The sequence below is a fragment of the Pseudarthrobacter raffinosi genome (assembly GCF_023913735.1).
Taxonomy (GTDB): domain Bacteria; phylum Actinomycetota; class Actinomycetes; order Actinomycetales; family Micrococcaceae; genus Arthrobacter; species Arthrobacter raffinosi.
Genome location: NZ_JAMXBH010000015.1, coordinates 1 through 20,774 on the forward strand (window position 1 = coordinate 1; position 20,774 = coordinate 20,774).

The 20,774-nt window shown below is 66.8% G+C and carries 14 protein-coding genes and 2 pseudogenes; 7 read left to right on the forward strand and 9 right to left on the reverse strand.

What is annotated here, in order from left to right:
* The first annotated feature begins 165 nt into the window (after nt 1–165).
* Nucleotides 166–1,501 (forward strand): annotated as a pseudogene (locus tag NG698_RS14510) (IS1380 family transposase).
* 383 nt (nt 1,502–1,884) lie between these two features.
* Nucleotides 1,885–2,085 (forward strand): annotated as a pseudogene (locus tag NG698_RS14515) (NlpC/P60 family protein); the annotation flags it as partial.
* Between the two features lie 49 nt (nt 2,086–2,134).
* Here NG698_RS14515 and NG698_RS14520 read toward each other — a convergent pair.
* The 5 genes from NG698_RS14520 to NG698_RS14540 form a co-directional block, all read right to left on the reverse strand.
* Entirely contained in the window at nt 2,135–2,932 is a 798-nt protein-coding gene (locus NG698_RS14520; RefSeq protein ID WP_256471112.1) for an ABC transporter permease, read from the reverse strand.
* A 121-nt stretch (nt 2,933–3,053) separates the two neighbouring features.
* Nucleotides 3,054–4,010 (reverse strand): ABC transporter ATP-binding protein, encoded by a 957-nt coding sequence (locus tag NG698_RS14525; RefSeq protein ID WP_252600671.1) that lies wholly within the window; start codon nt 4,008–4,010, stop codon nt 3,054–3,056.
* A gap of 74 nt (nt 4,011–4,084) precedes the next feature.
* Nucleotides 4,085–5,500 (reverse strand): LolA family protein, encoded by a 1,416-nt coding sequence (locus NG698_RS14530; RefSeq protein ID WP_252610703.1) that lies wholly within the window; start codon nt 5,498–5,500, stop codon nt 4,085–4,087.
* A gap of 100 nt (nt 5,501–5,600) precedes the next feature.
* Complete coding sequence (locus tag NG698_RS14535; protein WP_252610705.1) at nt 5,601–8,321, reverse strand: PEP/pyruvate-binding domain-containing protein; 2,721 nt, start codon at nt 8,319–8,321, stop codon at nt 5,601–5,603.
* A gap of 24 nt (nt 8,322–8,345) precedes the next feature.
* Nucleotides 8,346–9,383 carry a universal stress protein gene (locus NG698_RS14540; RefSeq protein WP_104063147.1) on the reverse strand — a complete coding sequence of 346 codons (1,038 nt, stop codon included), beginning with the start codon at nt 9,381–9,383 and terminating at the stop codon, nt 8,346–8,348.
* A gap of 418 nt (nt 9,384–9,801) precedes the next feature.
* Here NG698_RS14540 and NG698_RS14545 point away from each other — a divergent pair, with 418 nt between their 5' ends.
* On the forward strand, nt 9,802–10,434 hold the full coding sequence (locus tag NG698_RS14545) for an NAD(P)/FAD-dependent oxidoreductase (protein ID WP_104063146.1): 633 nt from the start codon (nt 9,802–9,804) through the stop codon (nt 10,432–10,434).
* Here NG698_RS14545 and NG698_RS14550 read toward each other — a convergent pair.
* Nucleotides 10,431–11,060 carry a copper resistance CopC family protein gene (locus tag NG698_RS14550; protein WP_252610707.1) on the reverse strand — a complete coding sequence of 210 codons (630 nt, stop codon included), beginning with the start codon at nt 11,058–11,060 and terminating at the stop codon, nt 10,431–10,433. The genes NG698_RS14545 and NG698_RS14550 overlap by 4 nt on opposite strands.
* 114 nt (nt 11,061–11,174) lie before the next feature.
* Nucleotides 11,175–13,568 (reverse strand): ATP-binding cassette domain-containing protein, encoded by a 2,394-nt coding sequence (locus tag NG698_RS14555; RefSeq protein WP_252610709.1) that lies wholly within the window; start codon nt 13,566–13,568, stop codon nt 11,175–11,177.
* A gap of 119 nt (nt 13,569–13,687) precedes the next feature.
* On the opposite strand from NG698_RS14555, the gene NG698_RS14560 reads away from it, so the two are divergent.
* Nucleotides 13,688–15,130 carry an NCS2 family permease gene (locus NG698_RS14560; protein ID WP_252600540.1) on the forward strand — a complete coding sequence of 481 codons (1,443 nt, stop codon included), beginning with the start codon at nt 13,688–13,690 and terminating at the stop codon, nt 15,128–15,130.
* On the opposite strand, the gene NG698_RS14565 is transcribed toward NG698_RS14560, so the two are convergent.
* Both NG698_RS14565 and NG698_RS14570 read right to left on the reverse strand, forming a co-directional pair.
* Nucleotides 15,127–15,792: a response regulator gene (locus NG698_RS14565; protein WP_058930259.1), complete on the reverse strand. Its 666-nt coding sequence runs from the start codon at nt 15,790–15,792 to the stop codon at nt 15,127–15,129. The two genes, NG698_RS14560 and NG698_RS14565, sit on opposite strands and share 4 nt — an antisense overlap.
* Entirely contained in the window at nt 15,789–17,366 is a 1,578-nt protein-coding gene (locus NG698_RS14570) for a sensor histidine kinase (protein ID WP_252600541.1), read from the reverse strand. The genes NG698_RS14565 and NG698_RS14570 overlap by 4 nt, the downstream gene beginning before the upstream one ends.
* 234 nt (nt 17,367–17,600) lie before the next feature.
* Between NG698_RS14570 and NG698_RS14575 the strand changes: the two genes are divergently transcribed.
* Genes NG698_RS14575 through NG698_RS14585 form a run of 3 tightly spaced genes read left to right on the forward strand, consistent with a single transcriptional unit; the run spans nt 17,601 to nt 20,721 of the window.
* Nucleotides 17,601–18,611, forward strand: a complete 1,011-nt coding sequence (locus NG698_RS14575) for a Bug family tripartite tricarboxylate transporter substrate binding protein (protein ID WP_252600543.1) — start codon at nt 17,601–17,603, stop codon at nt 18,609–18,611.
* Nucleotides 18,608–19,120 carry a tripartite tricarboxylate transporter TctB family protein gene (locus NG698_RS14580; RefSeq protein WP_252600544.1) on the forward strand — a complete coding sequence of 171 codons (513 nt, stop codon included), beginning with the start codon at nt 18,608–18,610 and terminating at the stop codon, nt 19,118–19,120. The genes NG698_RS14575 and NG698_RS14580 overlap by 4 nt, the downstream gene beginning before the upstream one ends.
* Complete coding sequence (locus NG698_RS14585) at nt 19,120–20,721, forward strand: tripartite tricarboxylate transporter permease (protein ID WP_252600545.1); 1,602 nt, start codon at nt 19,120–19,122, stop codon at nt 20,719–20,721. The genes NG698_RS14580 and NG698_RS14585 overlap by 1 nt, the downstream gene beginning before the upstream one ends.
* Nucleotides 20,722–20,774 lie beyond the last annotated feature (53 nt).

A 20,774-nucleotide genomic window follows, 5' to 3' on the forward strand; every position in this document is an offset into this window, starting at 1 on the left:
GGGCGATTTTTCCGTTAAGGAAGAACGGTCTTTCAGTGGTGATTCCAAGGGTGTTGCAACTCCCGGTTTTCAGGGGGTGTTGCATCGATCACTGGAACTCGCCTCTTCGGGGAAAATTGGACTTGTTGAGAGTCAAAATCCCGCGAAAATCGGAGCACCTCGTAGATGAAAGTTTTCCATACCCGGGCGTCGGTTCCAGCGCGTTCGATGATCCGAATCTCGTGTCGTCGGCCGGGCTGGTCCCGGTCATGGGCCTGGCCGCAGATACCGGGCTCGGCGACCTGATCGACGAGCACGTGAAGGTGCCGGAGTATTGTCTCGGCCCTGGTCGCCGGGGTGTCCGCCGGCGCGGACTGCATCGACGACATGGGCATCCTGCGCCACGGCGCAACGGCGCAAACTGTTCAAAGGCACCTACACGCCCTCGACGCTGGGCTCGTTCCTGCGCAGGGTTCACCTTCGGACACGTCCGCCAGCTCGAGGCGCCCGCGGCCCGCTGGCTGATCAATCTCACAGGGCCACCCCGCTGGCCGCCGGGATCGATGATCTGGCTCTGGTCGATATCGACGACACGATCAAGGAGGTCTACGGCTATGAGAAACAGGGTTCCGGCTACGGCTACTCCGGCGTCCGCGGGATCAACGCCCTGATCGGCACCGTCACCACCAAAAAAGACGGCCCCGTTCATCGCCGCCGCGAGACTGCGCAAGGGCGCGGCAAACTCCGCCCGCGGTGCCGGTAAGTTCACCTCCGACCTGCTGGCCACCGTGGCCCGGCTGCGCTCCGCCGGTGCGACGGGCATGGTCCTGATGCGCTCCGATTCGGCGTTCTACGCCCATGCGGTGGCCGCTGCCGCCGCCCGGACCGGGCCGGGCCGGGGCGAAGATCCCCGGGACCGCGTGGGAGAAGATCGAATACTCCAACGCCATCTTCGACGAAGACAGCGGTAAATGGATCTCCGACGGCGAAGTCGCCGCAATCGGTTCACCGCGTTCACCTCGAAGAAGAAGGCCGAGCAGATCACCGGCCGCCCTCGTCGTCCGGCGGATCCCGGAACTGAACGCCAAGGCCGCCACCGGGCAGGACACCCCTGTTCGAGGCGCACCGGTTCCACGCGTTCTTCACCACCGTCGACCCATCCGTGCTGGACACGGTGGCCGCGGACAAGACCCACCGCGCGCACGCCGTAATTGAACAGGTCCACGCCGATCTGAAGAATTCCGCTTTGGGTTCGATGCCCTCGGGGAAATTCAACGCGAACGCCGCCTGGCTCGTCGCCGCGGTCATGGCGTTCAACCTCACCCGCGCCGCGGGGACCCTCGCCGGCGGGCGCTTCAGCAAAGCCGAAACCGCGACCATCCGGGACAAGCTCATCAACGTGCCCGCCCGCGTGGCGTCCTCGGCCCGGCGCGTGAGGCTCCACCTGCCCGAAGCCTGGCCCTGGCAAACACCATGGCAGCGACTTTTCGACCACGTCTACCCGCCGTCCCAAACCGCCTGAAACCCGTCAACCCAGCCGACACGGCGCAACCAGGACCAGCAGTGGAACTCCGAAGGGCAGAAAGGCCCGGCACCCAGCCCTGCCCTGCCCGCGTGCAGCAAAACCCGCCGAAACCGTTCAGGCTACCCGCCCCTGCGGGCCGGTGGATTCAGGCTAAGCTGTAGTCTCAGCCGGTGGGTCACCGGGCTCGATAAAAGTGCCGTTAATGCCGAACCAACGTCAGGCATGAGCGTTGGCTTGAACCTTCCATCGACCGCTACTACTCGGTAGCGTTTACCATGGCTGACCTCAGCGCGAAAGGCCGCGTCTGCGCAGCCGCAGACCAGATCAGTGCCAAGCAGAGCCCCACCGCCTCCACGGTGCGCGAGCTGGCCGGTAAGTAAGCTCCCGTTCACGTGCCTATCTGGCAGGCCCGGCGCGGCGACCTGCTGGTCTGGGGCTCGGCCCCGGGCCTCTATCACGTGGCCATCTACCTGGGCAACGGCCAGGTAGTGCAGGCGCTGAACCCGGACGAGGGCATCGGCTTGACCCAGTTGAGCCGGATGGCCGGGATGCAGCTCCACCCTTACGCTGCCCGCTACTGACCGGCCCTAGGCACCCGGCCCACGGGTCCACGGGTCCACGGGTTCAGGCTCAGGACAGAACGTCCTTGGTGACGAACCGGCCATAGGCGAGCGCCCCGAACACGGCGATGTAGCCCGCCTGCAGCAGCGCGTTGCTGGTAAAAGAGTCCCACAGCACCGGTTGGCGCAGGACGTCCGCGAAGCCGAACCAGTAATGCGTAAACAGCCAAGGGTGCAGCCATTCCAACTGCGGCAATTGGTCCAGGACCTGCGAGACCACTGACAGCACCACAGTGGCGGCCATGGCGCCCACCGGGACCACCGTCAAGGTGGACAGGAACAGGCCGATCGCCGAGAGTCCTGCCAGGGACACCGCAAGGTAGGCAGCAATCAGGACCAGCCGCAGCGCGGCCTCAGGGGGCTGGACGACGTCGCCGGACAGGAGCGTCACCGGCCCAACAGGGAACAGCGAAGCTCCGATCGCTGCCCCGGCCAGCGCAACGGTGACGGGAGCGGCCAGGCAGAACGCCAGCGCTCCCGCGTACTTCACCAGCAGCAGGCGCACGCGCCCGGCGGGCGCCACCAACAGGTACCGCAGCGTGCCCAGGCTGGCCTCGCCGGCGATGGTATCGCCCGCCACGACGCCAATGGTCAAGGGCAGGAACAGCGGCACCGAGACCAGCATCGCCGCGACCGCGACAAAAAGCCCGTTCTGGCTGATCCGGTCCAAGAAGGCAGGTCCCCTTCCGGGAGGAACGGATGACGAGAGCCGGACGGCGACGGCGATCAGCACCGGTATCGCGGCAAGCGCCAGCAGCATGGCCGCGGTCCGGCGACGCCGGAACAGCGTCTTCAGCTCAGACGCCAGCAGGGACAGGCTCGACGGCGCACCTGGAGCGCTCCTGAGCCCAGAACCACTGCTGGTTTCGGAACCAGTACTGGCATCAGGAACGCTGCTGGCTGAAGGGAAACTACCGGCGTCGGAAGCACTATTGGGCAATGTCGAACCCCTCCCCCGTCAGCGCCACAAAGCGCTCCTCCAGGCTTTCCCGCTCAACGGAAAAGCCCCGCACGCGCACCCCGGCCGCCACGAGCTCCGCCACAATGTCCTCCGGGGCCGCCAGCCGGGACGCAGCCGCGGCGGCGGTCAGCACGTCCCCGTCCGGTTCAGGTGTTCCGGCCTCAAGGCTTCTCTCCGGGGACATGCCCAACCGCAGCAGGACCTCACTGGCCGTCCCGGCGTCGGGCGTTAACAGGCGGATCCGGGTCTCACCGGCCTGGCGGAGCTCCGTCAGCGGGCCCTGGGCCACCAGCCGCCCGGCGCTCATGATGGCCGCGTGCGTGCAGATCTGTTCCACTTCTGCCAGGAGGTGGCTGGAGACGAAGACGGTGGCGCCGTCGGCGGCCAGCGACCGGACCAGGCTCCGCACTTCCCGCGTTCCCTGCGGGTCCAGCCCGTTGGTGGGCTCATCGAGCACCAGCAGTTCCCGCGGCGACAGCAGCGCGTTGGCGATCCCCAGCCGCTGCTTCATACCCAGGGAGTAGGCGTGGACCCGCTTGCCGGCGGCGTGCGAGAGGCCCACCCGCTCAAGCGCGGCAGCAACGCGGGCGGTCCGGGTTGCGGGCGCCGCATGCCGGCTGGCAGCATCCAGGCGGTGCAGGTTGGCGGTGCCGGAAAGGAACGGATAAAACGCCGGCCCCTCCACCAGCGCACCGACGCGCGGCAGGACGTCGTGCAGGCGCTGCGGCATCTGCAGGCCCAGGACGCTGACGGTTCCGGCCGACGCCGCGGCAAGGCCCAACAGCATCCTGATGGTGGTGGTTTTGCCGGAACCGTTGGGGCCCAGGAACCCGAACACGGCGCCGTGGGGAACGGCGAGGTCCACGTTGTCGACCGCCAGTTGGTGGCCGAAACGCTTGGTCAGGCCTTGGGTCTCGATGGTCAGCCCGGCCGTCCCATTGCCTGCGGAAGTAGTCCTAGCTGCGGCTATCCCGGGGCCCGCTGTCCCCCCGGCCGCAGTCACGCCGCGCCGGCGGCGGCCTGCAGCCGCTCCGCCGGGACCATCCCCACAAAGATCCTGCCGTCGTCCGTCAGGAGGACGTTGACCAGTGCCGTGGACAGGAGCCGTCCGCCAGGAACGACGACGGCGGCCTGGGACAGGAGCGGATCGTTCAGCAAGGATTCAGTCCAGGCAGCCCCTTGCCCGCCGGGTGCCGCGGGGAACCAGATCACGGTTTCCCAGCCCTTGCCGGTCACTGTTGGCCGGGGTGCGTCACGGTGCCGCACGCTGTCGTCGCTGCCGGGAACCTTGTCCGGGACGGGGAGCTGTTCCGGCACGGCGGTGGGCTGGTCCAGCGGAACCGCGTCCGGAGGAACCTGGTCCGGCGCAGTGGGCTGGTCCGGCGCGGTGGGCTGGTCCGGCGCGGTGGGCTGGTCCGGGCCGCTGTCCGGAACCACGCCGGGCGGAATCCCACCGGGACTGGGCGGGAGGGCTGGCCGGCCGGGCATATACGGGACCGGCGGCACTGGCAGCTCTTTGACCGTCGCGCCCGGCGGGGCAACAAACGTAAACACGGAGTCGTCCGGGGCCGCCAGGGACAGGCTGGTGAAGCCGGCCTCAAAAGCCGGTTCCGCCTGGCCGCGTGCCATCACAGTTACGCGCAGCGGCATTCCTGTCTCGCCGTCGACGGCGATGGCAACTTTCTCAAGCAGTGTTCCCTGCGTCCTTGGCGCCAGTGCCAGGCTGTAGGCGGACCGGCCGGCGACTTCGACGTCCGGACCCACCGTCACCTCGGTGGAACTGTCCACGACGGCGAGGAACTTCCGGGCCAGATCCTCGGGCGTCGGCATTACGGGCGGGCCGGGCACGAACTCGCCGGGCAGGATGGGCAAGGGCAGGTCGGGCTTCGGAAGGTCCGGACCCGGCAGGTCGCCGGGCGGTGCGGGAGGTCCAGGCAGGGCGGGAACTCCGGGCGCAGGCAGCGGCAGGTCGCTGGCGAACGCCGGCAGGGCCAGGTGGGCGGCGCTGTTGTCCTTGGAGTTGTAGAACCACACGTCGTTGTCGCGCCGGATGACGTCGCGTTCAGCGAGCCGGTCCATCACTTGGACCCGCATCTTGGTTGGCCCGTCCATAAAGATCCGGGCGGTGTGTTCGCCGGTCAGGAACTCCAGGACCGACGCGGCCCCGCCGGCCGACACCGGTCCGGAGCTCGGACCGGCGGCCGGCAGTTCGGGCAGGCCCAGCTCGGCGGACTGCTGGACTGTTCCGGAGAATGACTTGGTGTTGTGCTGGCCCAGGAGGGTCAGGACCTCAGCCGGAGTCTTTTGTGGCAGCGGATCGCCGGCCCGCGCCGGAATGGATCCCACCAGCACACCGGCGGCGATCACTGCAGGTACAGCTGCGGCAGGCACCCAGCGCAGCCATGCGCGGTTCATGCCAGCCCCGCTTCATCCTTGGAGCCCATACTTCAGGTTACGCCTGGGGACCACCACCGCACACGTCCCCTTCTGGAAGTCATGCCGAAGGGCACTCCGGCTACGACGGCACCACGGTTCCGGCGCCGCCGTCGACCGTTATTTCCTGCCCGGTGAAGAGCCGGAGCGTGGCGTCCGGGACGCCCACCACCGCCGGGATGCCGTACTCCCGCGCCACCACGGCCCCGTGCGAATTTGGTCCGCCCATCTCCATCACCAGTCCGCCCGCGGTGAGGAACAACGGCGTCCAGCCGGGGTCCGTGGACGGCGCCACCAGGATTTCTCCCGGTTCCAGATGCGCACCCACCGGGTCGAGGATCACGCGGGCGGCCGCTGTGACAACACCGGCCGACGCCGGGCTCCCGCTCAGTGCCCCCGGCACCTTGGATGCCGTCACAGCGTCGCCGGATGGAATGGCTTCCGGCTCCGTGCCGTCCGACAGCAGGACCCGGGGTATGTGGCGCCGTTCAAGTTCCACGGCGTAGTCCGCGCGCCGCTGCGCCACCAGGTCCCGGAGGTCAGCAGCTCCCGAATCGAGGCCGGTCCGGGCTTCATCCAGGTCCAGGAAGAAGACGTCATCCGCGTCGGCTACCACCCCTGCCGCAGCCAGCGCCGCGCCGGCCAAGGCCAGTTGCTTCCGAACTTCGGCGAGGCCCACCACCAGCTGGTACTTGGGCAGCTCGCGCAGTCCGGCGAAAAGCCTAACCCGACGCAGTGCCGCCCGGACCACCGTCCCGCGCAGCCGGCCGCGGCTCCGCGCCTCCGCGACGAGGCGGTCAACGCAGGCGTCCGCTTCCTCAGCAGCGTTGCTGAACTGGACATCCGGCGCCAGCCCTGAATCCTCGAGCCGGAGATAGTTGGCCAGGACACCCAGGATGTGGGTGGGGTCATCAGACCAGCGCGGCATCCCGACATCGATCTCGGCCACCGCCCGGTGACCGTACTGGCCCATAAACCGCGCCAGCCCGGACTGCAGCACCGCGGGCAGCCGGCCCGCGCGGAAGTCTTCGGCCAGATCGGCGGGTTTTCGGTCCGTCACGGCGGCGCGGGAACCGCCGTCGTTCTTAATCACCTGGGCGAGGCGCCACAGCTCCAGGTCCATTTCCGTGGTGACGTTGTTGGGCAGCCCGCGGAGCACAACCTGCAGGTCATCCCACCGGCCGCCGCCCAGCAGTTTTCCGGCGAGCGCGAGGGCAGCGAACCCGAGAGCCGGAAGCGGCAGGATGGACGGCACTACCGAGAAGATGCGCGTGCCGAGTACGTGTTCGGCGTGGTCCAGGCGCTGCAGCGGGGTGAGGCCGGCGGGCGGTTCGAGGGAGTCGGCGAACTCGCGCGCCCGCCGGTTGGTCCTGCGGAGGGCCGCGTCCGGGCGGAAAACGGCCCGGAGCAGCGTCTCCGGCACCCTGGCATGCACCGCCGCCGGGACCACGTGCCGCAGCAAGCCCAGCGGCGTCCTGCGAGTCACGGAAAACCGTGGGTCCTCGAAAACCCTGCGCAGCACCGTGGCCGAGCGAGCTTCCATCACGTCAAAGACGCGGGGAACGATCCGTCGGCCGGTGGTGCTGCGGGCTACGGCGGTCAGATCAAAGTAGATCCGTTGGGCCGCCACTGCGTAAGGGGACGGACCCCTGCGCGGCTCGGGCACATCGAACTGCGCCGCGCGGGCCACCGAGGAGGCAATAAGCCGGAAGGCTGCCAGACCCATGGGCGTGATGGGGCGGGTCAGGCCCTGCGCCAGGCTGAAGCAAAGGTAAACGCGCGTGCCCGCCCCGCCGGCGGCCCGCTGCGGTACCGGGAACAGCGTGGTGATGGGCCGCGACTGGGTCAGCCAGAAATGACCATCGCCGGCAATGGCCCATTCAATGTCCTGCGGCGAGCCAAAGTGACCCTCCACCCGGTGGCCTAAGGCTGCAAGTTCGGCGGCCTGCTTGTCCGTCAGGCACGCCGCCGCCCCGCCGTTGCTGATAGCCAGGGTCCGTGTGCCGCCGCCGGGGATGGGCCGGACCGCGATGCGTTTGTCCCCAAGCCGGCGTTCCAGGACCCGCCCGGTGAGCGGGTCAACGACGAAATGGTCCGGGTTCACGGCCCCGGACACCACCGCTTCCCCCAAGCCCGGGCTGGCATCGATCACGGCCTGCCTCCGGCGGCCCGTCAGCGGGTTCGCGGTGAAAAGCACACCGGCGGCGGTGGCGTCCACCATCCGCTGGACCACCACGGCCAGCGCCACCGCGGCCGGGTCTATCCCCCTGCTTGCCCGGTAGCTGACCGCCCGGTCCGTCCAGAGCGAGGCCCAACAGTTGCGCACGGCTTCCACGACGGCGGCAGCGCCCACCACGTTCAGATAAGTGTCCTGCTGGCCGGCGAAACTCGCCGACGGAAGGTCCTCCGCAGTGGCTGAGGACCGGACGGCCACCGGAACGTTGTCCCCCAGGGCTGCATAGGCCTGTTCGACGGCGGCGGCCACCTCGGTGGGGACCGGGGCGTTTTGGATAATACCCCGGGCCCGGGACGCCAGCACAGCCAGGGCGGGGAGGTCGCCGTCGGGCGTTGCCTGAAGAGCAGTGTGGACGGCGGCGAGCAGGCCGTCCGTTCGATGCGCGTGGCCCGCGGCCGCCTCGCGGTAGGCCTCCGTGGTGAGGCAGAATCCGTCAGGCACGGGCAGCCCGGCGGCGAGCAGCTCCCCCAGGTTGGCCGCTTTGCCACCCACCAGGGGAATCATTGCTGCGGTGACCGCCTCCAATCCGAGGATGGGAGACGAACTGCCGGTGTCAGGCATTTTCATGCCTCCTGCTGCGAAGGTGATGGGTCAGGCTGCGCCGGGGATCGGTCCGAACTGCGCCCGGTCCGCCAGCCGCGGATCGTCGCGGTCCGGAACCACCAGGACCGGGCTCTTGGCGTGGTGGAGCACACCGCCGGACGTGGAGCCCAGGAGCATGCCGGTGAACCCGCCACGGCCCCGGGTGCCCACAACCACCAGTTCTACGTGCCGGCTGGCCTCAACGAGAACATCCACGGCCGAACCGTCCAGCAGTTCCGACTCCACGGAAAGGTTGGGGTAGTGGCTTTTTAGCCAGGCCATCCCGGCGTTAAGTTGGACCCGGATGTCATCGAAGAGGGCTTTGCGGTCCATGGGGGCCGGAACCCAGGCCAGGGAGCCGCTGAACTGCGGCACCGCACAGATCACGCGCAGGGTTGCCCCGAGCCGTTCAGCCTGGTCCGCAGCCTCCAGCACGGCGATGCGTGCCTGTTCGGACCCGTCCACGCCCACCACCACAACGTTCTCGACCTGCTTGTGTCCTGGCTTGGCCTGCTCGGCCCTGATGCGCTTGTCTTCGGTGGTTTCGCCCAGCCGGTCCGAACACACCAGCGGCACCGTGACCGTGGGGCACTTGGCGTGAGCCGGCAGGGCGCTGCTCACCGAGCCCAGCAGGCGTCCCACAAATCCGCCACGGCCGCGGGTGCCGAACACCAGCAGATCGGCTGTCTCGGACATTTCCAGGAGCACACCCGAGGCGTCGCCGTTCTCCACGGAGCCGTCAACTTCGATGTTGTAGCCGGAAACCTTGTCCAGCGCCTGTTTGACGATCGCTTCAGCGCCCTCGCGGATCACGGAATCATCCACGGTGGCGTACCCGCCGTCCAGCCCGGACGCCGCAAAGATCGGCACTGAATACGCGGTGACAATATGCAACGGCCGACGGCGGCGCTCGGCTTCCCGGGCAGCCCACACCAAAGCGCACTGGCCGTGGTCGGATCCATCCACCCCCACAACAATTCCCACCGGAGCAGCCGAATTTCCGGCCCGGTCCTGTTCCGGATCCGGATGCATCTCTTGTGCGCCCATCGGGCCGCCTCCTCGCGATACTGCCTTATGTTGCGGCTATTCTGCCAGAAGCGGCGCCCTCCGCCCGCACCGGCCGCGATGTGGGCCCCGACGGGCTGGAGAACCCTGCTTCCGCTTCTCACTATTCTCGGTCCGCAGACACTTAGCAAGCGGCTGCGGACCGCTGGATGGCGGGTTATTCACAGCCCATGGCAAACGGAGTGGCAACCGTATTCAACGATAAGAAGAATGTTTGTGTTTGGGCTATCCACGGCCCTGAATGTTCTGTAGTCTTCGAGGCACTGCCGGTCCGCCGACGCCCAATTCAGGTGCGTCCCGGGCCGGTGCTGCGGCCGAACTTTGGGGGTAACGGAACGCATGCGGGGCAACGCTGCCTGCATCCGAAAGCCTTTGAAGGAGGAAAACTGTAGTGTCAAGCATGCCTCTGAATGGCGGGACCGAACGGACCACCACGGTGATCATCGGCACGGGGCTCTCAGGCCTGGCTGTCGGCGCAGAATTGCGCCGCCGCGGTGTGGACGCGATTGTGGTGGACGGGCTCGACATCCTCGGCGCCGGACAACCGGCCAACACCGCTTCACTGCAACGCTGCGACGCAGCCGACTCCGACTCCCTCCGGGAGCGCAACGAGATCCTCCGCCACCTGCGCAACTACGCCGCCAGCCACCACATGGATGTCCGCAACACCACCCGGGCGGTTCAGCTGACCATGGTGGGCGGCGCACCAGGCGGAAATACTGCGGGAACAGCCGCGGGCTCCCCGTCCGGCAAGTGGGAAGTCCATACGCCCAACGGAATCCTGCTGGCTGACAACATTGTGCTGACCCGGTGCGCGCACAGCCAGCTGCGGCGCATGCTCAGCGACTTCGGCATCACGGTTGGCCGCAACCTGGTGGCAGCCATGCGGCAGATCGGCATCTACCTCGTGGGAGTGGGCGAGCTCATCACGCCCTCACCAAAGGAAGTCCTGCGTCAGGCGAAGACCGTGGGCCAGGCCATTTCAGCAACGGTCCAGGCCACGGTCCACCCGGAAAGCGCCGCCGCCGTCTAAGCTTGTTCGGTTTCGTCGTCGCTGCCTGCGTCGAGGCGGCGCTTCGCGAGGATACCGATGGCCACCAGCAGCCCGACGGCCACTGCGGCAAAGAGCACCAGGCTCCAGGGGAACGGTTCGGACGCGTCCTCGGCCGGGGCCGGAGCTGCCACGGTTCCCGGCTGCGCGGTTCCCATCGTGGGAACAGCGGCCGACGGCGCGGCTCCCGCCGACGATGTTCCCGAGGGCGCGGCTCCCGCCGCCGCGGCGGTCGCCGTGAAGCCGAATGTCCCCTCAATCGGGTGGGAATCCGAGCTGACCACCCGCCAGGCCACCGTGTACGCCCCCGCCGGAGCGCCGGCCTTGAGCTTTTGGGTGGCAGTGCTGTCCACGATCTCAACAGCGCCGTCCGCCCACTCAGCCCCGGCGGAATCCTTGACGGAGAACTGTGCGCCGATGCCCAGCGGGTTCTTGTTGAAGGTGACGGAGACGTGTTCCGGCGTTGTGGCCACCGTGGCGCCCTGTGCGGGGCTGCTTGACTCGGCCGCATCATGTGCCGTCGCCGGGGCGGAAAACCCCAGCAGCGCGGCGGCAAGAACGAAGGTCCCGAGCACAACGCTCAGCAACTGGCGGCGGATGGATCGCATGGGTGTACTGCTCCCTAGGGTTGGCGTCCTTCAAGCCTAGGCGAACTTCCCTTGGCAGCGGCAGCACACGCTTCCCGGGTACGTTTCCCGGGCACTCTTCCCGGGCACCGGCATTCAGCCGGCGACGTAAGCCGCGAGGTGCTTGCCGGTGAGCGTGGGCTTGGCGGCCACAAGCTCTGCAGGCGTGCCCTCGAAAACGACCTTGCCGCCGTCGTGCCCTGCGCCGGGACCGAGGTCGATGATCCAGTCGGCGTGCGCCATGACCGCCTGGTGGTGCTCGATGACGATGACCGATTTGCCGGACTCAACAAGCCGGTCAAGGAGGCCCAGCAGGTTCTCGACATCGGCGAGGTGGAGGCCGGTGGTCGGTTCGTCGAGGACGTAGACGTCGCCCTTCTCGGCCATCTGCGTGGCCAGCTTGACGCGCTGCCGCTCGCCGCCGGACAGGGTGGTGAGCGGCTGGCCGAGCGTCAGGTAACCGAGCCCGACGTCGACGAGCCGGTCCAGGATCTTGTGGGCGGCGGGCGTGCGGGCCTCCCCCTCGCTGAAAAACACTTCAGCCTCTGTCATGGACATGGCCAGCACTTCGGAGATGTTGCGGCCGCCCAGCGTGTATTCCAGCACCGACGCCTGGAACCGCCGGCCCTCGCAGTCCTCGCACGTGGACTCGACGGTGGCCATCACGCCGAGCTCGGTGAAGATGACGCCCGCGCCGTTGCAGGTGGGGCAGGCACCTTCGGAGTTGGAGCTGAACAGTGCCGGCTTCACGCCGTTGGCCTTCGCGAACGCCTTGCGGATCGGCTCGAGCAGGCCCGTGTACGTGGCGGGGTTGCTGCGGCGGGAGCCCTTGATGGCGCCCTGGTCGATCACCACAACGCCGTCACGTCCTGCCACGGAACCGTGGATCAGCGAGCTTTTGCCGGAACCGGCCACACCCGTCACCACGCAGAGCACGCCGAGCGGAACATCCACGTCCACGTTCTGCAGGTTGTGCGTGGAGGCGCCACGCACCTCAAGGACGCCGGACGGTTTGCGGACTGATTCCCTGACCTTGGCCCGGTCATCGAGATGGCGGCCGGTGATGGTGTCGCTCCCCCGCAGCCCCTCCACGCTGCCCTCGAAGCAAACGTTGCCACCCGCGGTGCCGGCGCCGGGACCGAGATCGACCACGTGGTCGGCGATGGCGATGGTCTCGGGCTTGTGCTCGACGACGAGCACGGTGTTGCCCTTGTCCCGCAGCTGAAGCAGCAACTGGTTCATCCGCTCGATGTCGTGCGGGTGCAGGCCGATGGTGGGTTCGTCGAAGACGTAGGTGACGTCCGTGAGGGACGACCCCAGGTGCCGGATCATCTTGGTGCGCTGGGCCTCTCCTCCGGAGAGGGTGCCGGCCGGGCGGTCGAGGGAGAGGTAACCCAGCCCGATCTCGGCGAACGAGTCAAGGAGGTGCCGCAGGCCTTTGAGGAGCGGCGCAACCGACGGCTCGTCGAATTCGCGGACCCACTCGGCCAGGTCGCTGATCTGCATCTCGCAGAGGTCGGCGATGTTCTTGCCCTGGATCCTTGAGGACCTGGCCTCGGGGCTGAGCCGCGTGCCCTCGCACTCGGGGCAGGCCTGGAAAGTGATGGCGCTCTCCACGAAGCGCCGCACGTGCGGCTGCATCGCCTCGACGTCCTTGGACAGCATGGACTTCTGGATCTTCGGGATGATGCCCTCGAACGTGAGGTTGATGCCCTCAACCTTGATCTTGGTGGGCTCGGAGTACAGCATCGTCTCAAGCTGCTTCTTCGTGAACGTGGCAATCGGTTTGTCCATCGGGAGTCCCATGCCCTCGAACAGCCGGCCGTACCAGCCGTCCATGCTGTAGCCGGGGACGGTCAGTGCACCGTCGCCGAGCGACTTGCTGTCGTCGTACAAGGCCGTGAGGTCGAAGTCGGAGACCGAGCCCATGCCCTCGCAGCGCGCACACATGCCGCCCAGATAGACAACGTTCTGCACCACGGCCTTCTCCACCCGGCCTCCGGCCTTCTCGGTGCTCATCACACCGCTGGCCTTCCGCGTCGGGACGTTGAAGGAGAATGCCGTGGGCGGCCCGACGTACGGCGTGCCCAGCCGACTGAAGAGAATCCGGAGCATGGCGTTGGCGTCCGTGGCAGTGCCCACCGTGGAGCGGGGGTTCGCGCCCATCCGCTCCTGGTCAACGATGATCGCCGTGGTCAGCCCGTCGAGGTGGTCCACGTCGGGCCGCGCCAAGTTAGGCATGAACCCCTGCACAAAGGCGCTGTAGGTCTCGTTGATCATGCGCTGGGACTCCGCGGCGATCGTCGCGAACACCAGTGAGCTCTTGCCCGATCCGGACACCCCGGTGAACACCGTCAGGCGCCGCTTGGGGATCTCGATGCTGATGTCCTTGAGATTGTTCTCCCGGGCGCCCTGCACACTGATCAGATCGTGGCTGTCGGCAACGTGGATCGCGGGGAGCTGCCGGACTGTCGACGTGTCAGTAGTCATGGTGTCTCCAACATTGCTCGGCATTGTGAGGTTCCTGACAGACATTCTAGGCACGCACACTAGGCGCGGTCCCCGCCCTCTAGGATCGAGTAACCCCAACAACACATCCCGGAGGACTAATGCTTAAGCAGGGCTCTGCCTTGGACCGGTACTTCAAGATATCCGAGCGGGGGTCCAACCTCTCCCGCGAGATCCGCGGCGGCTTTGCCACGTTCTTCGCCATGAGCTACATCGTGGTGCTTAACCCCCTGATCCTCTCCGGCCCGGATTCCAGCGGCAACACACTTGGTTTTGCCGCCGTGGCTGCTGTGACGGCGTTTGTGGCGGGCATCCTCACCATCCTGATGGGCGCCTGGGGCAGGCACCCCTTCGCGCTGGCCGCGGGGCTGGGCGTGAACGCCTTTGTGGCCGTCACCGTGGCCACTAACCCGGGCCTGACGTGGCCGGACATGATGGGCCTGGTGGTCCTGTCCGGCGTGACCATGATGATCCTGGTCCTCACCGGCTTCCGGACCGCCGTCTTCAAGGCCGTCCCGGACGGGCTCAAGACCGCCATTGTGGTGGGCATCGGACTGTTCATCGCCCTGATCGGGCTGGTGAACGCCGGCTTTGTCCGCCGCATCCCCGACGCTGCCGGTACCACTGTTCCGGTGGGCCTAGGCTTCGACGGCAAGCTGCTGGGCTGGCCCACGGCCGTCTTTGTGTTCGGCCTGATCCTCACCATCGCCCTGGTGGTCCGCAAGGTCAAGGGCGCCATCCTGATCGGCATCATCGCCTCCACCATCATTTCCGTGATCCTGGAAATGACCCTCCACATCGGCCCCAGCTTTGACGGCACTACCGCCAACCCGCAGGGCTGGTCCCTCGTGGCACCGTCCTTTACGGGGTGGAGCGCCCCGGACCTGTCGCTGATCGGCAAGGCCAACCCGTTCGGCGCTTTTGAACACCTGGGCTTCGTGGCCGCCACCCTGCTGGCATTCGTGATCCTGCTCAGCATCTTCTTCGATGCCATGGGCACCATGGTGGGCCTGGCCAACGAGGCCGGCACGGTGGACAAGGACGGCAACATCCCGGACGTGGACCGTGTGCTCCAGGTGGACGCGCTCGGCGCGATCGTGGGTGGCGGCGCCTCCGTCTCCTCGAACCAGATCTATGTTGAGGCCGGCGCCGGGATCGGCGAGGGTGCTCGGACGGGCGTGGCGTCCATCGTCACCGGCCTGCTGTTCCTGGTGGCTATGTTCTTCACCCCGCTGATCAACCTCGTTCCGTTCGAGGCGGTGGCCCCGGCCCTGGTGGTGGTGGGCTTCATGATGGTCTCCCAGGTGGGCAAGATCGACTGGCAGGACTGGGGAATCGCCATCCCGGCTTTCCTGACCATGACCCTGATGCCGTTCACGTACTCCATCGCCAACGGTCTCGGCGCAGGCTTCATCGCCTATGTCCTGATCCGGTCGTTCCAGGGCCGCATCAAGGACGTCCACCCGCTGATGTGGGCGGTGGCCGGCGCGTTCCTGCTGTTCTTCGCCGTCGGTCCCATCGAGGCCGCACTGGGCATGCCCTAGCCCTTCAGCACATACCGCCGCTCGGGCCTGCCCACGCCGTACTTAAGCCGGACCTCCAGCACGCCTTCGTCGTGGAGGTACTCCAGATACCGGCGCGCACTGACCCTGGACGTGCCCAACTGGACCGCCACTTCGGCGGCGGAGAGGTCGCCGTCGGCCTCCTTCAGGGCAGCTTCCACGAGCTTCAGCGTTTCGATGCTGCAGCCCTTCGGCAGCGGCCGATCGGTCCGGTCCAGCCCGAACACCCGGTTCACGTCCGACTGCTCCGCCACATCCTTGGCCGAGTCGAGGCCCTGGTAGGCGCTGCGGTAGTGCTCCAGCCGTTCCTGCAGGTCAGTCTGCGAGAAGGGCTTGATGAGGTAGTGCACAATCCCGCCGCGGAGGGCCTTGCGCACCGTGTCCACTTCACGGGCGGCGCTGATCACCAGGACATCCAGTTCCGGGGCCACTTCGCGCAGTTTGTGCATCAGGTCCAGGCCGTTGATGTCCGGCAGGTGGATATCGAGCAGCACCAGGTCCGGTTGCAGCCGCCCCGTTTCGATGACCGCCTGGGCGCCGGTATGGGCCACCCCGACGACGGCGAACCCGGGAGTGCGCTGAATGAACCCTGCGTGGACCTTGGCCACCATAAAGTCGTCATCGACGATCAGGACTTTGATCATTGCTGCATTCTCCGTGTTCGTTCCAGCCGGGCGGTGAAGACCGCCCCGTTGTTGTTGGTTACCGTGAGGTCGCCGCCGCTGCGCCGGCAGACCACCCGGGACAGCGCCAGGCCGAAGCCCCTGCTGCCGCCGGGGCCCGGGTCCTTGGTGGTGAAACCCTGCTGGAAGATCTCCCCCGGATCCCCGGCGACGCCGGGGCCGGAATCGCGGACGGTGACCGTCACGCCGTCGGCTGTGTCCTCCACGAGCACCCTGACCTCTGCCTCCGGAAGCCCGGTGACGGCGTCGAACGCGTTGTCCACCAGGTTCCCGACGACCGTGGTCAGGTCGCGGGACAGCTCATCATCAACGCGCTTCAGCCCGGATTCCGGGTCTAGCTGCAAGCTAACCCCGCGTTCGGTGGCGAGGCTCGACTTGGCGATCAGGAGCGCGGCGAGCGCCGGGTCCTGGATGCGGCTGGTGACCTCGTCGTTGAGCCGGGTCCTGTCCAGCGTGGCACCGTTGACGAACTGGACCACGGAATCGTATTCCCCGATCTGGATGAGGCCGGAAATCACGTGCAGCTGGTTGGCGAATTCGTGGGCCTGCGCGCGCAACGTGTCAGTGGCCGTCCGGGTGGCGCCCAGTTCACGTTCCAAGGAAGACATCTCAGTTCGGTCGCGCAAGGTGGTGACCGCGCCAATATCCCGGCCCCGGGACTGGATCGGCACACGGTTAAGCACCACAAGCCGCTCCCCCACCAGCACCAGCCGGTCCGGGTCCACCTGCTCCTGGGTGAGAACGTCCTTCAGCGCCGGGTCCACCGCGAGCGCCGCCAGGTCCTTGCCCACACAGTCAGCGGGCAGCCCGAGCAGTTCGCGGGCGCTGTCATTAGCCACAGTTACGCGTTGGTACGGATCGAGGGCAACCACGCCTTCCTTTAACCCACGAAGCATGGCCTCCCGGTTTTCCACCAGCCCGGTGATTTCGCTGGGCTCCATGCCGAGCGTCTGCCGCTTGACCCGGCGGGCCAGCAGCAGCGAGCCGGCTACTCCCAGCACGCTGGCGATACCCAGGTAGGTCAGCAGGTTGGGGGCAGCGTCGCCGAGCCTCTCCAAAACGGACGGATAGTGCCGGCTGATGGAGGCGATCCCGATCATCGTGCCGCTGTCATCAAGGACCGGAACGTGCGCTGAGAGCGACTGCGAACCGGATCCGCCCACCGCGCCGGTCCACGAGCGGCCTTCCATGACCCGGCTGTCACCCAGTTCCAACGGTTGGCCCAACAGACTTGGATCTGAGGAGGCCACCACCGTGCGGTCAATCTTGGCAATAGCCACGTGCGAGGACCCAGAGACCGTCCGCACTGACTCGGCCACCGTGGGGAGGGCTGACCCGGCCCTGGGTTCGGCGGCCGGAAGGAGCGCCCGCACTGTAGGGTTGGCGCCCAGCGCTTCGGCGGCGGAGAGTGCCCGGCGGCCCTCAATCCGTTCAAAGGTCGCGGCCGACTGCGTCAGCGAGATCGCAGCCACGGCCACCAGCACGGCGAGGACGATCAGCAACTGCAGCACCAGGTACTGCCCAGCGAGGGACATTCCTCTACGTCGAGACACTGTGGTTCTTTCCTCTGGGCGGCGGGGGGACCCGCGGGGTCCCGGAACTATACCCCCACCGTACGCGGATCAACGGGGCCGGTGGGCTGCCGGAAACGTGAACGCAATGAACTTAACGTTCTCTGCGTACACAAGAGTGATGCCCATCACTTACCGGCCTAGCATCGGAACTACAAGTCAGCCCTGCTGATCAATTTTGATTGAAAGAGGAACACCATGCGCCAAATCCGCGCAATGCGAATCGCCGCCGTCGCCGCCGGCATCGCCCTGATGGCCACCGGCTGCGGTGCCACCGGAACCAGCTCCACCAGCACTGCCACCTCCGGCGCTGCTGCCGGCCCGGTGACGGGACTCCAGATCATGGTACCCAACACCCCGGGCGGCGGCTACGACACAACTGCCCGTGCCGCAGCGAAAGTCCTCGACGACGAGAAGGTCGCCACCAATACCGAGGTCTTTAACCTTGCCGGAGCCGGCGGAACCGTGGGCCTGGCCCGCATTGTCAACGAAAAGGGCAATGGGGACCTGACCATGCTCATGGGACTCGGGGTGGTGGGCGCCAGCTACACCAACAAGTCCGAGTCCAAACTGACAGCCACAACCCCGCTGGCTAAGCTCATTGAAGAGCCTGGTGCCATCATGGTCAGCAAGGATTCACCCTACAAGACCATCGACGATCTGGTGAAGGCCTGGAAGGCTGACCCGGGCTCTATCGCCGTAGGCGGCGGTTCCTCCCCCGGCGGCCCGGACCACCTGCTGCCCATGCAGCTCGCGGGTGCGGTTGGCATCGACGCCACCAAGGTCAACTTCGTGTCCTACGACGGCGGCGGGGACCTCCTCCCAGCCATCCTGGGCAACAAGGTGGGCTTCGCAGCTTCGGGCGCCGGCGAGTACCTCCAGCAGATCCAGTCCGGCGAGGTCCGCGTCCTGGCGACTAGCGGTGCCGAACGGCTCAAAGCCGTCGACGCTCCCACCCTAAAGGAATCTGGCATCGACCTGGTATTCACCAACTGGCGCGGCATCGTGGCCCCTCCGGGAATCTCCGAGGATGACAAAGCCAAGCTGATTGCCGCCCTCGAAAAGATGCACGGCACCGCTGCCTGGAAGGAAACCCTTGTGAAGCACAGCTGGACGGACGCCTTCATCACCGGGGACGAATTCAAAACCTTCCTGACCGAGCAGGACAAGCGGGTGGCGGACGTCCTCACGAAGCTTGGCCTGGCGTGAGTTCGTCACAAACTTTGACTTCCAGGCTCAAAGGCCGCTCCGAGCTGGGGGTTGCCCTCCTGCTCGGAGTGGCGGGCGTCCTCGTCCTGGTGGATGCATTAGCCCTGGTAACTCCGTATTCTCAATCGGATCCCGTGGGACCAAAGACGCTGCCGTACATAGTGGCCGGCCTGCTCTTCGTCTGCGCGATCATGCTGGCAGTCAACGTGCTGCGCGGCGGACAGGGCGAAGCCGAAGGCGGTGAGGATGTGGATCTCTCACACCCCGCGGACTGGAAGACCGTCCTGCCGCTGGTGGGAGCCTTTGTCGCCAACATCCTGTTGATCGACTGGGCAGGCTGGGTCATCTCCGGGACCGTGCTGTTCTGGGGCAGTGCGTGGGCCTTGGGCAGCCGGCACTACGCACGTGACGGCATCATCGCGGTACTCCTGTCCGTGCTCACCTTTTACGGTTTCTACTTGGGCCTCGGCATACCGCTGCCCGCCGGCCTCCTGGAAGGGATTCTCTGATGGATGTCTTCTCCTCCCTCATGGACGGCTTTGCCACAGCACTGACCCCCATGAATTTCCTTTACGCTGTCATCGGTGTGCTCCTGGGCACTGCCGTCGGAGTGCTCCCAGGCCTGGGCCCGGCTATGACCGTTGCTTTGCTGCTCCCGGTTACGTATGTCCTGGAACCCACCAGCGCCTTCATTATGTTCGCTGGCATCTACTACGGCGGCATGTACGGCGGATCCACTACCTCCATCCTGCTCAACACCCCGGGTGAATCGTCGTCTGTGGTGACGGCCATTGAAGGCAACAAGATGGCCAAAGCCGGCAGGGCCGCCCAAGCCCTGGCGACGGCGGCTATCGGCTCGTTTGTGGCGGGCACTATAGGCACCGCTTTGCTGGCTGTCTGCGCACCGATTGTGGTGGAGTTCGCCGTCAGCCTTGGAGCCCCAAGCTACTTTGCCATCATGGTCCTGGCGCTCCTGGCAGTAACCGCCGTCCTTGGCTCATCCCGCCTGCGGGGCTTTGCCTCTCTGGGCCTCGGCCTGGCGATCGGTCTGATTGGCATGGATTCAGTCACCGGCCAGCGCCGTCTCACCTTCGGCCAGCCCTTGCTGGCTGACGGCCTGGACATCGTGGTGGTGGCAGTGGCCATCTTCGCCGTGGGCGAGGCACTGTGGGTTGCCGCACACTTGCGGCGCAACCCGCTGCAAATCATCCCCGTAGGACGTCCGTGGATGGGCAAGGAGGACTGGAAGCGCTCCTGGAAGCCCTGGCTCCGTGGAACGGCGTACGGTTTCCCGTTTGGTGCACTTCCGGCCGGCGGGGCCGAGATCCCCACGTTCCTGTCCTATGTCACCGAGAAACGCCTCAGCAAGCACCCCGAGGAGTTCGGCAAGGGCGCCATCGAGGGGGTTGCCGGGCCGGAAGCAGCCAACAATGCGGCCGCCGCCGGCACCATGACCCCCCTGCTGGCCCTGGGCCTGCCCACCAACGCGACCGCAGCCGTGATGCTGGCAGCCTTTGCTTCATACGGCATCCAGCCGGGACCCCTGCTGTTCGCCAACGAAGGACCGCTGGTCTGGGCGCTGATCGCGAGCCTCTTCATTGGCAACTTCCTGCTCCTGGTCATCAACCTGCCCCTGGCTCCCATGTGGGCAAAAATCCTACAGTTACCGCGGCCATATCTGTATGCGGGGATCCTGTTCTTCGCCACGCTGGGCGCCTATTCGGTGAACCTGCAGGTGTTCGATCTGGTGCTCCTGCTGGCCCTCGGTGCGCTCGGATTCATGATGCGCCGCTTCGGACTCCCTGTACTGCCGCTCATCCTCGGCGTGATCCTGGGGCCGCGGATCGAAGGGCAGCTTCGCAGGACGCTGCAGCTCAGCGCGGGCGACCCCGCCGGACTCTTTGGTGAACCGATTGCCATCGGCGTTTATGTCATCATTGCGATCATCCTCATATGGCCGCTGCTGTTCAAGCTGTGGCGCCGCAACCGTCCGGCCACCAGCCTCCCGTCCCCAAACGCCACTCGCGGATCCGAACCGACAGACGTGGCCCGCGGCTCCGTCAGCCATGGCAGCCACCGGGCCGACGGAAATTCCGACGGCGACGGCTAGTAAGTCCACGCCTTCCCCTCCACCGCCGGCGGCAGAAAACCACAAAGTACAGA

Excerpts from the sequence above, each read along its gene's own strand:
- NG698_RS14530 (WP_252610703.1), bottom strand. The coding sequence starts at position 5,500 with ATGAACCGCGCATGGCTGCGCTGGGTGCCTGCCGCAGCTGTACCTGCA.
- NG698_RS14535 (WP_252610705.1), bottom strand. The coding sequence starts at position 8,321 with ATGAAAATGCCTGACACCGGCAGTTCGTCTCCCATCCTCGGATTGGAG.
- NG698_RS14540 (WP_104063147.1), bottom strand. The coding sequence starts at position 9,383 with ATGGGCGCACAAGAGATGCATCCGGATCCGGAACAGGACCGGGCCGGA.
- NG698_RS14545 (WP_104063146.1), top strand. The coding sequence starts at position 9,802 with ATGCCTCTGAATGGCGGGACCGAACGGACCACCACGGTGATCATCGGC.
- NG698_RS14550 (WP_252610707.1), bottom strand. The coding sequence starts at position 11,060 with ATGCGATCCATCCGCCGCCAGTTGCTGAGCGTTGTGCTCGGGACCTTC.
- NG698_RS14555 (WP_252610709.1), bottom strand. The coding sequence starts at position 13,568 with ATGACTACTGACACGTCGACAGTCCGGCAGCTCCCCGCGATCCACGTT.
- NG698_RS14560 (WP_252600540.1), top strand. The coding sequence starts at position 13,688 with ATGCTTAAGCAGGGCTCTGCCTTGGACCGGTACTTCAAGATATCCGAG.
- NG698_RS14565 (WP_058930259.1), bottom strand. The coding sequence starts at position 15,792 with ATGATCAAAGTCCTGATCGTCGATGACGACTTTATGGTGGCCAAGGTC.
- NG698_RS14570 (WP_252600541.1), bottom strand. The coding sequence starts at position 17,366 with ATGTCCCTCGCTGGGCAGTACCTGGTGCTGCAGTTGCTGATCGTCCTC.
- NG698_RS14575 (WP_252600543.1), top strand. The coding sequence starts at position 17,601 with ATGCGCCAAATCCGCGCAATGCGAATCGCCGCCGTCGCCGCCGGCATC.
- NG698_RS14585 (WP_252600545.1), top strand. The coding sequence starts at position 19,120 with ATGGATGTCTTCTCCTCCCTCATGGACGGCTTTGCCACAGCACTGACC.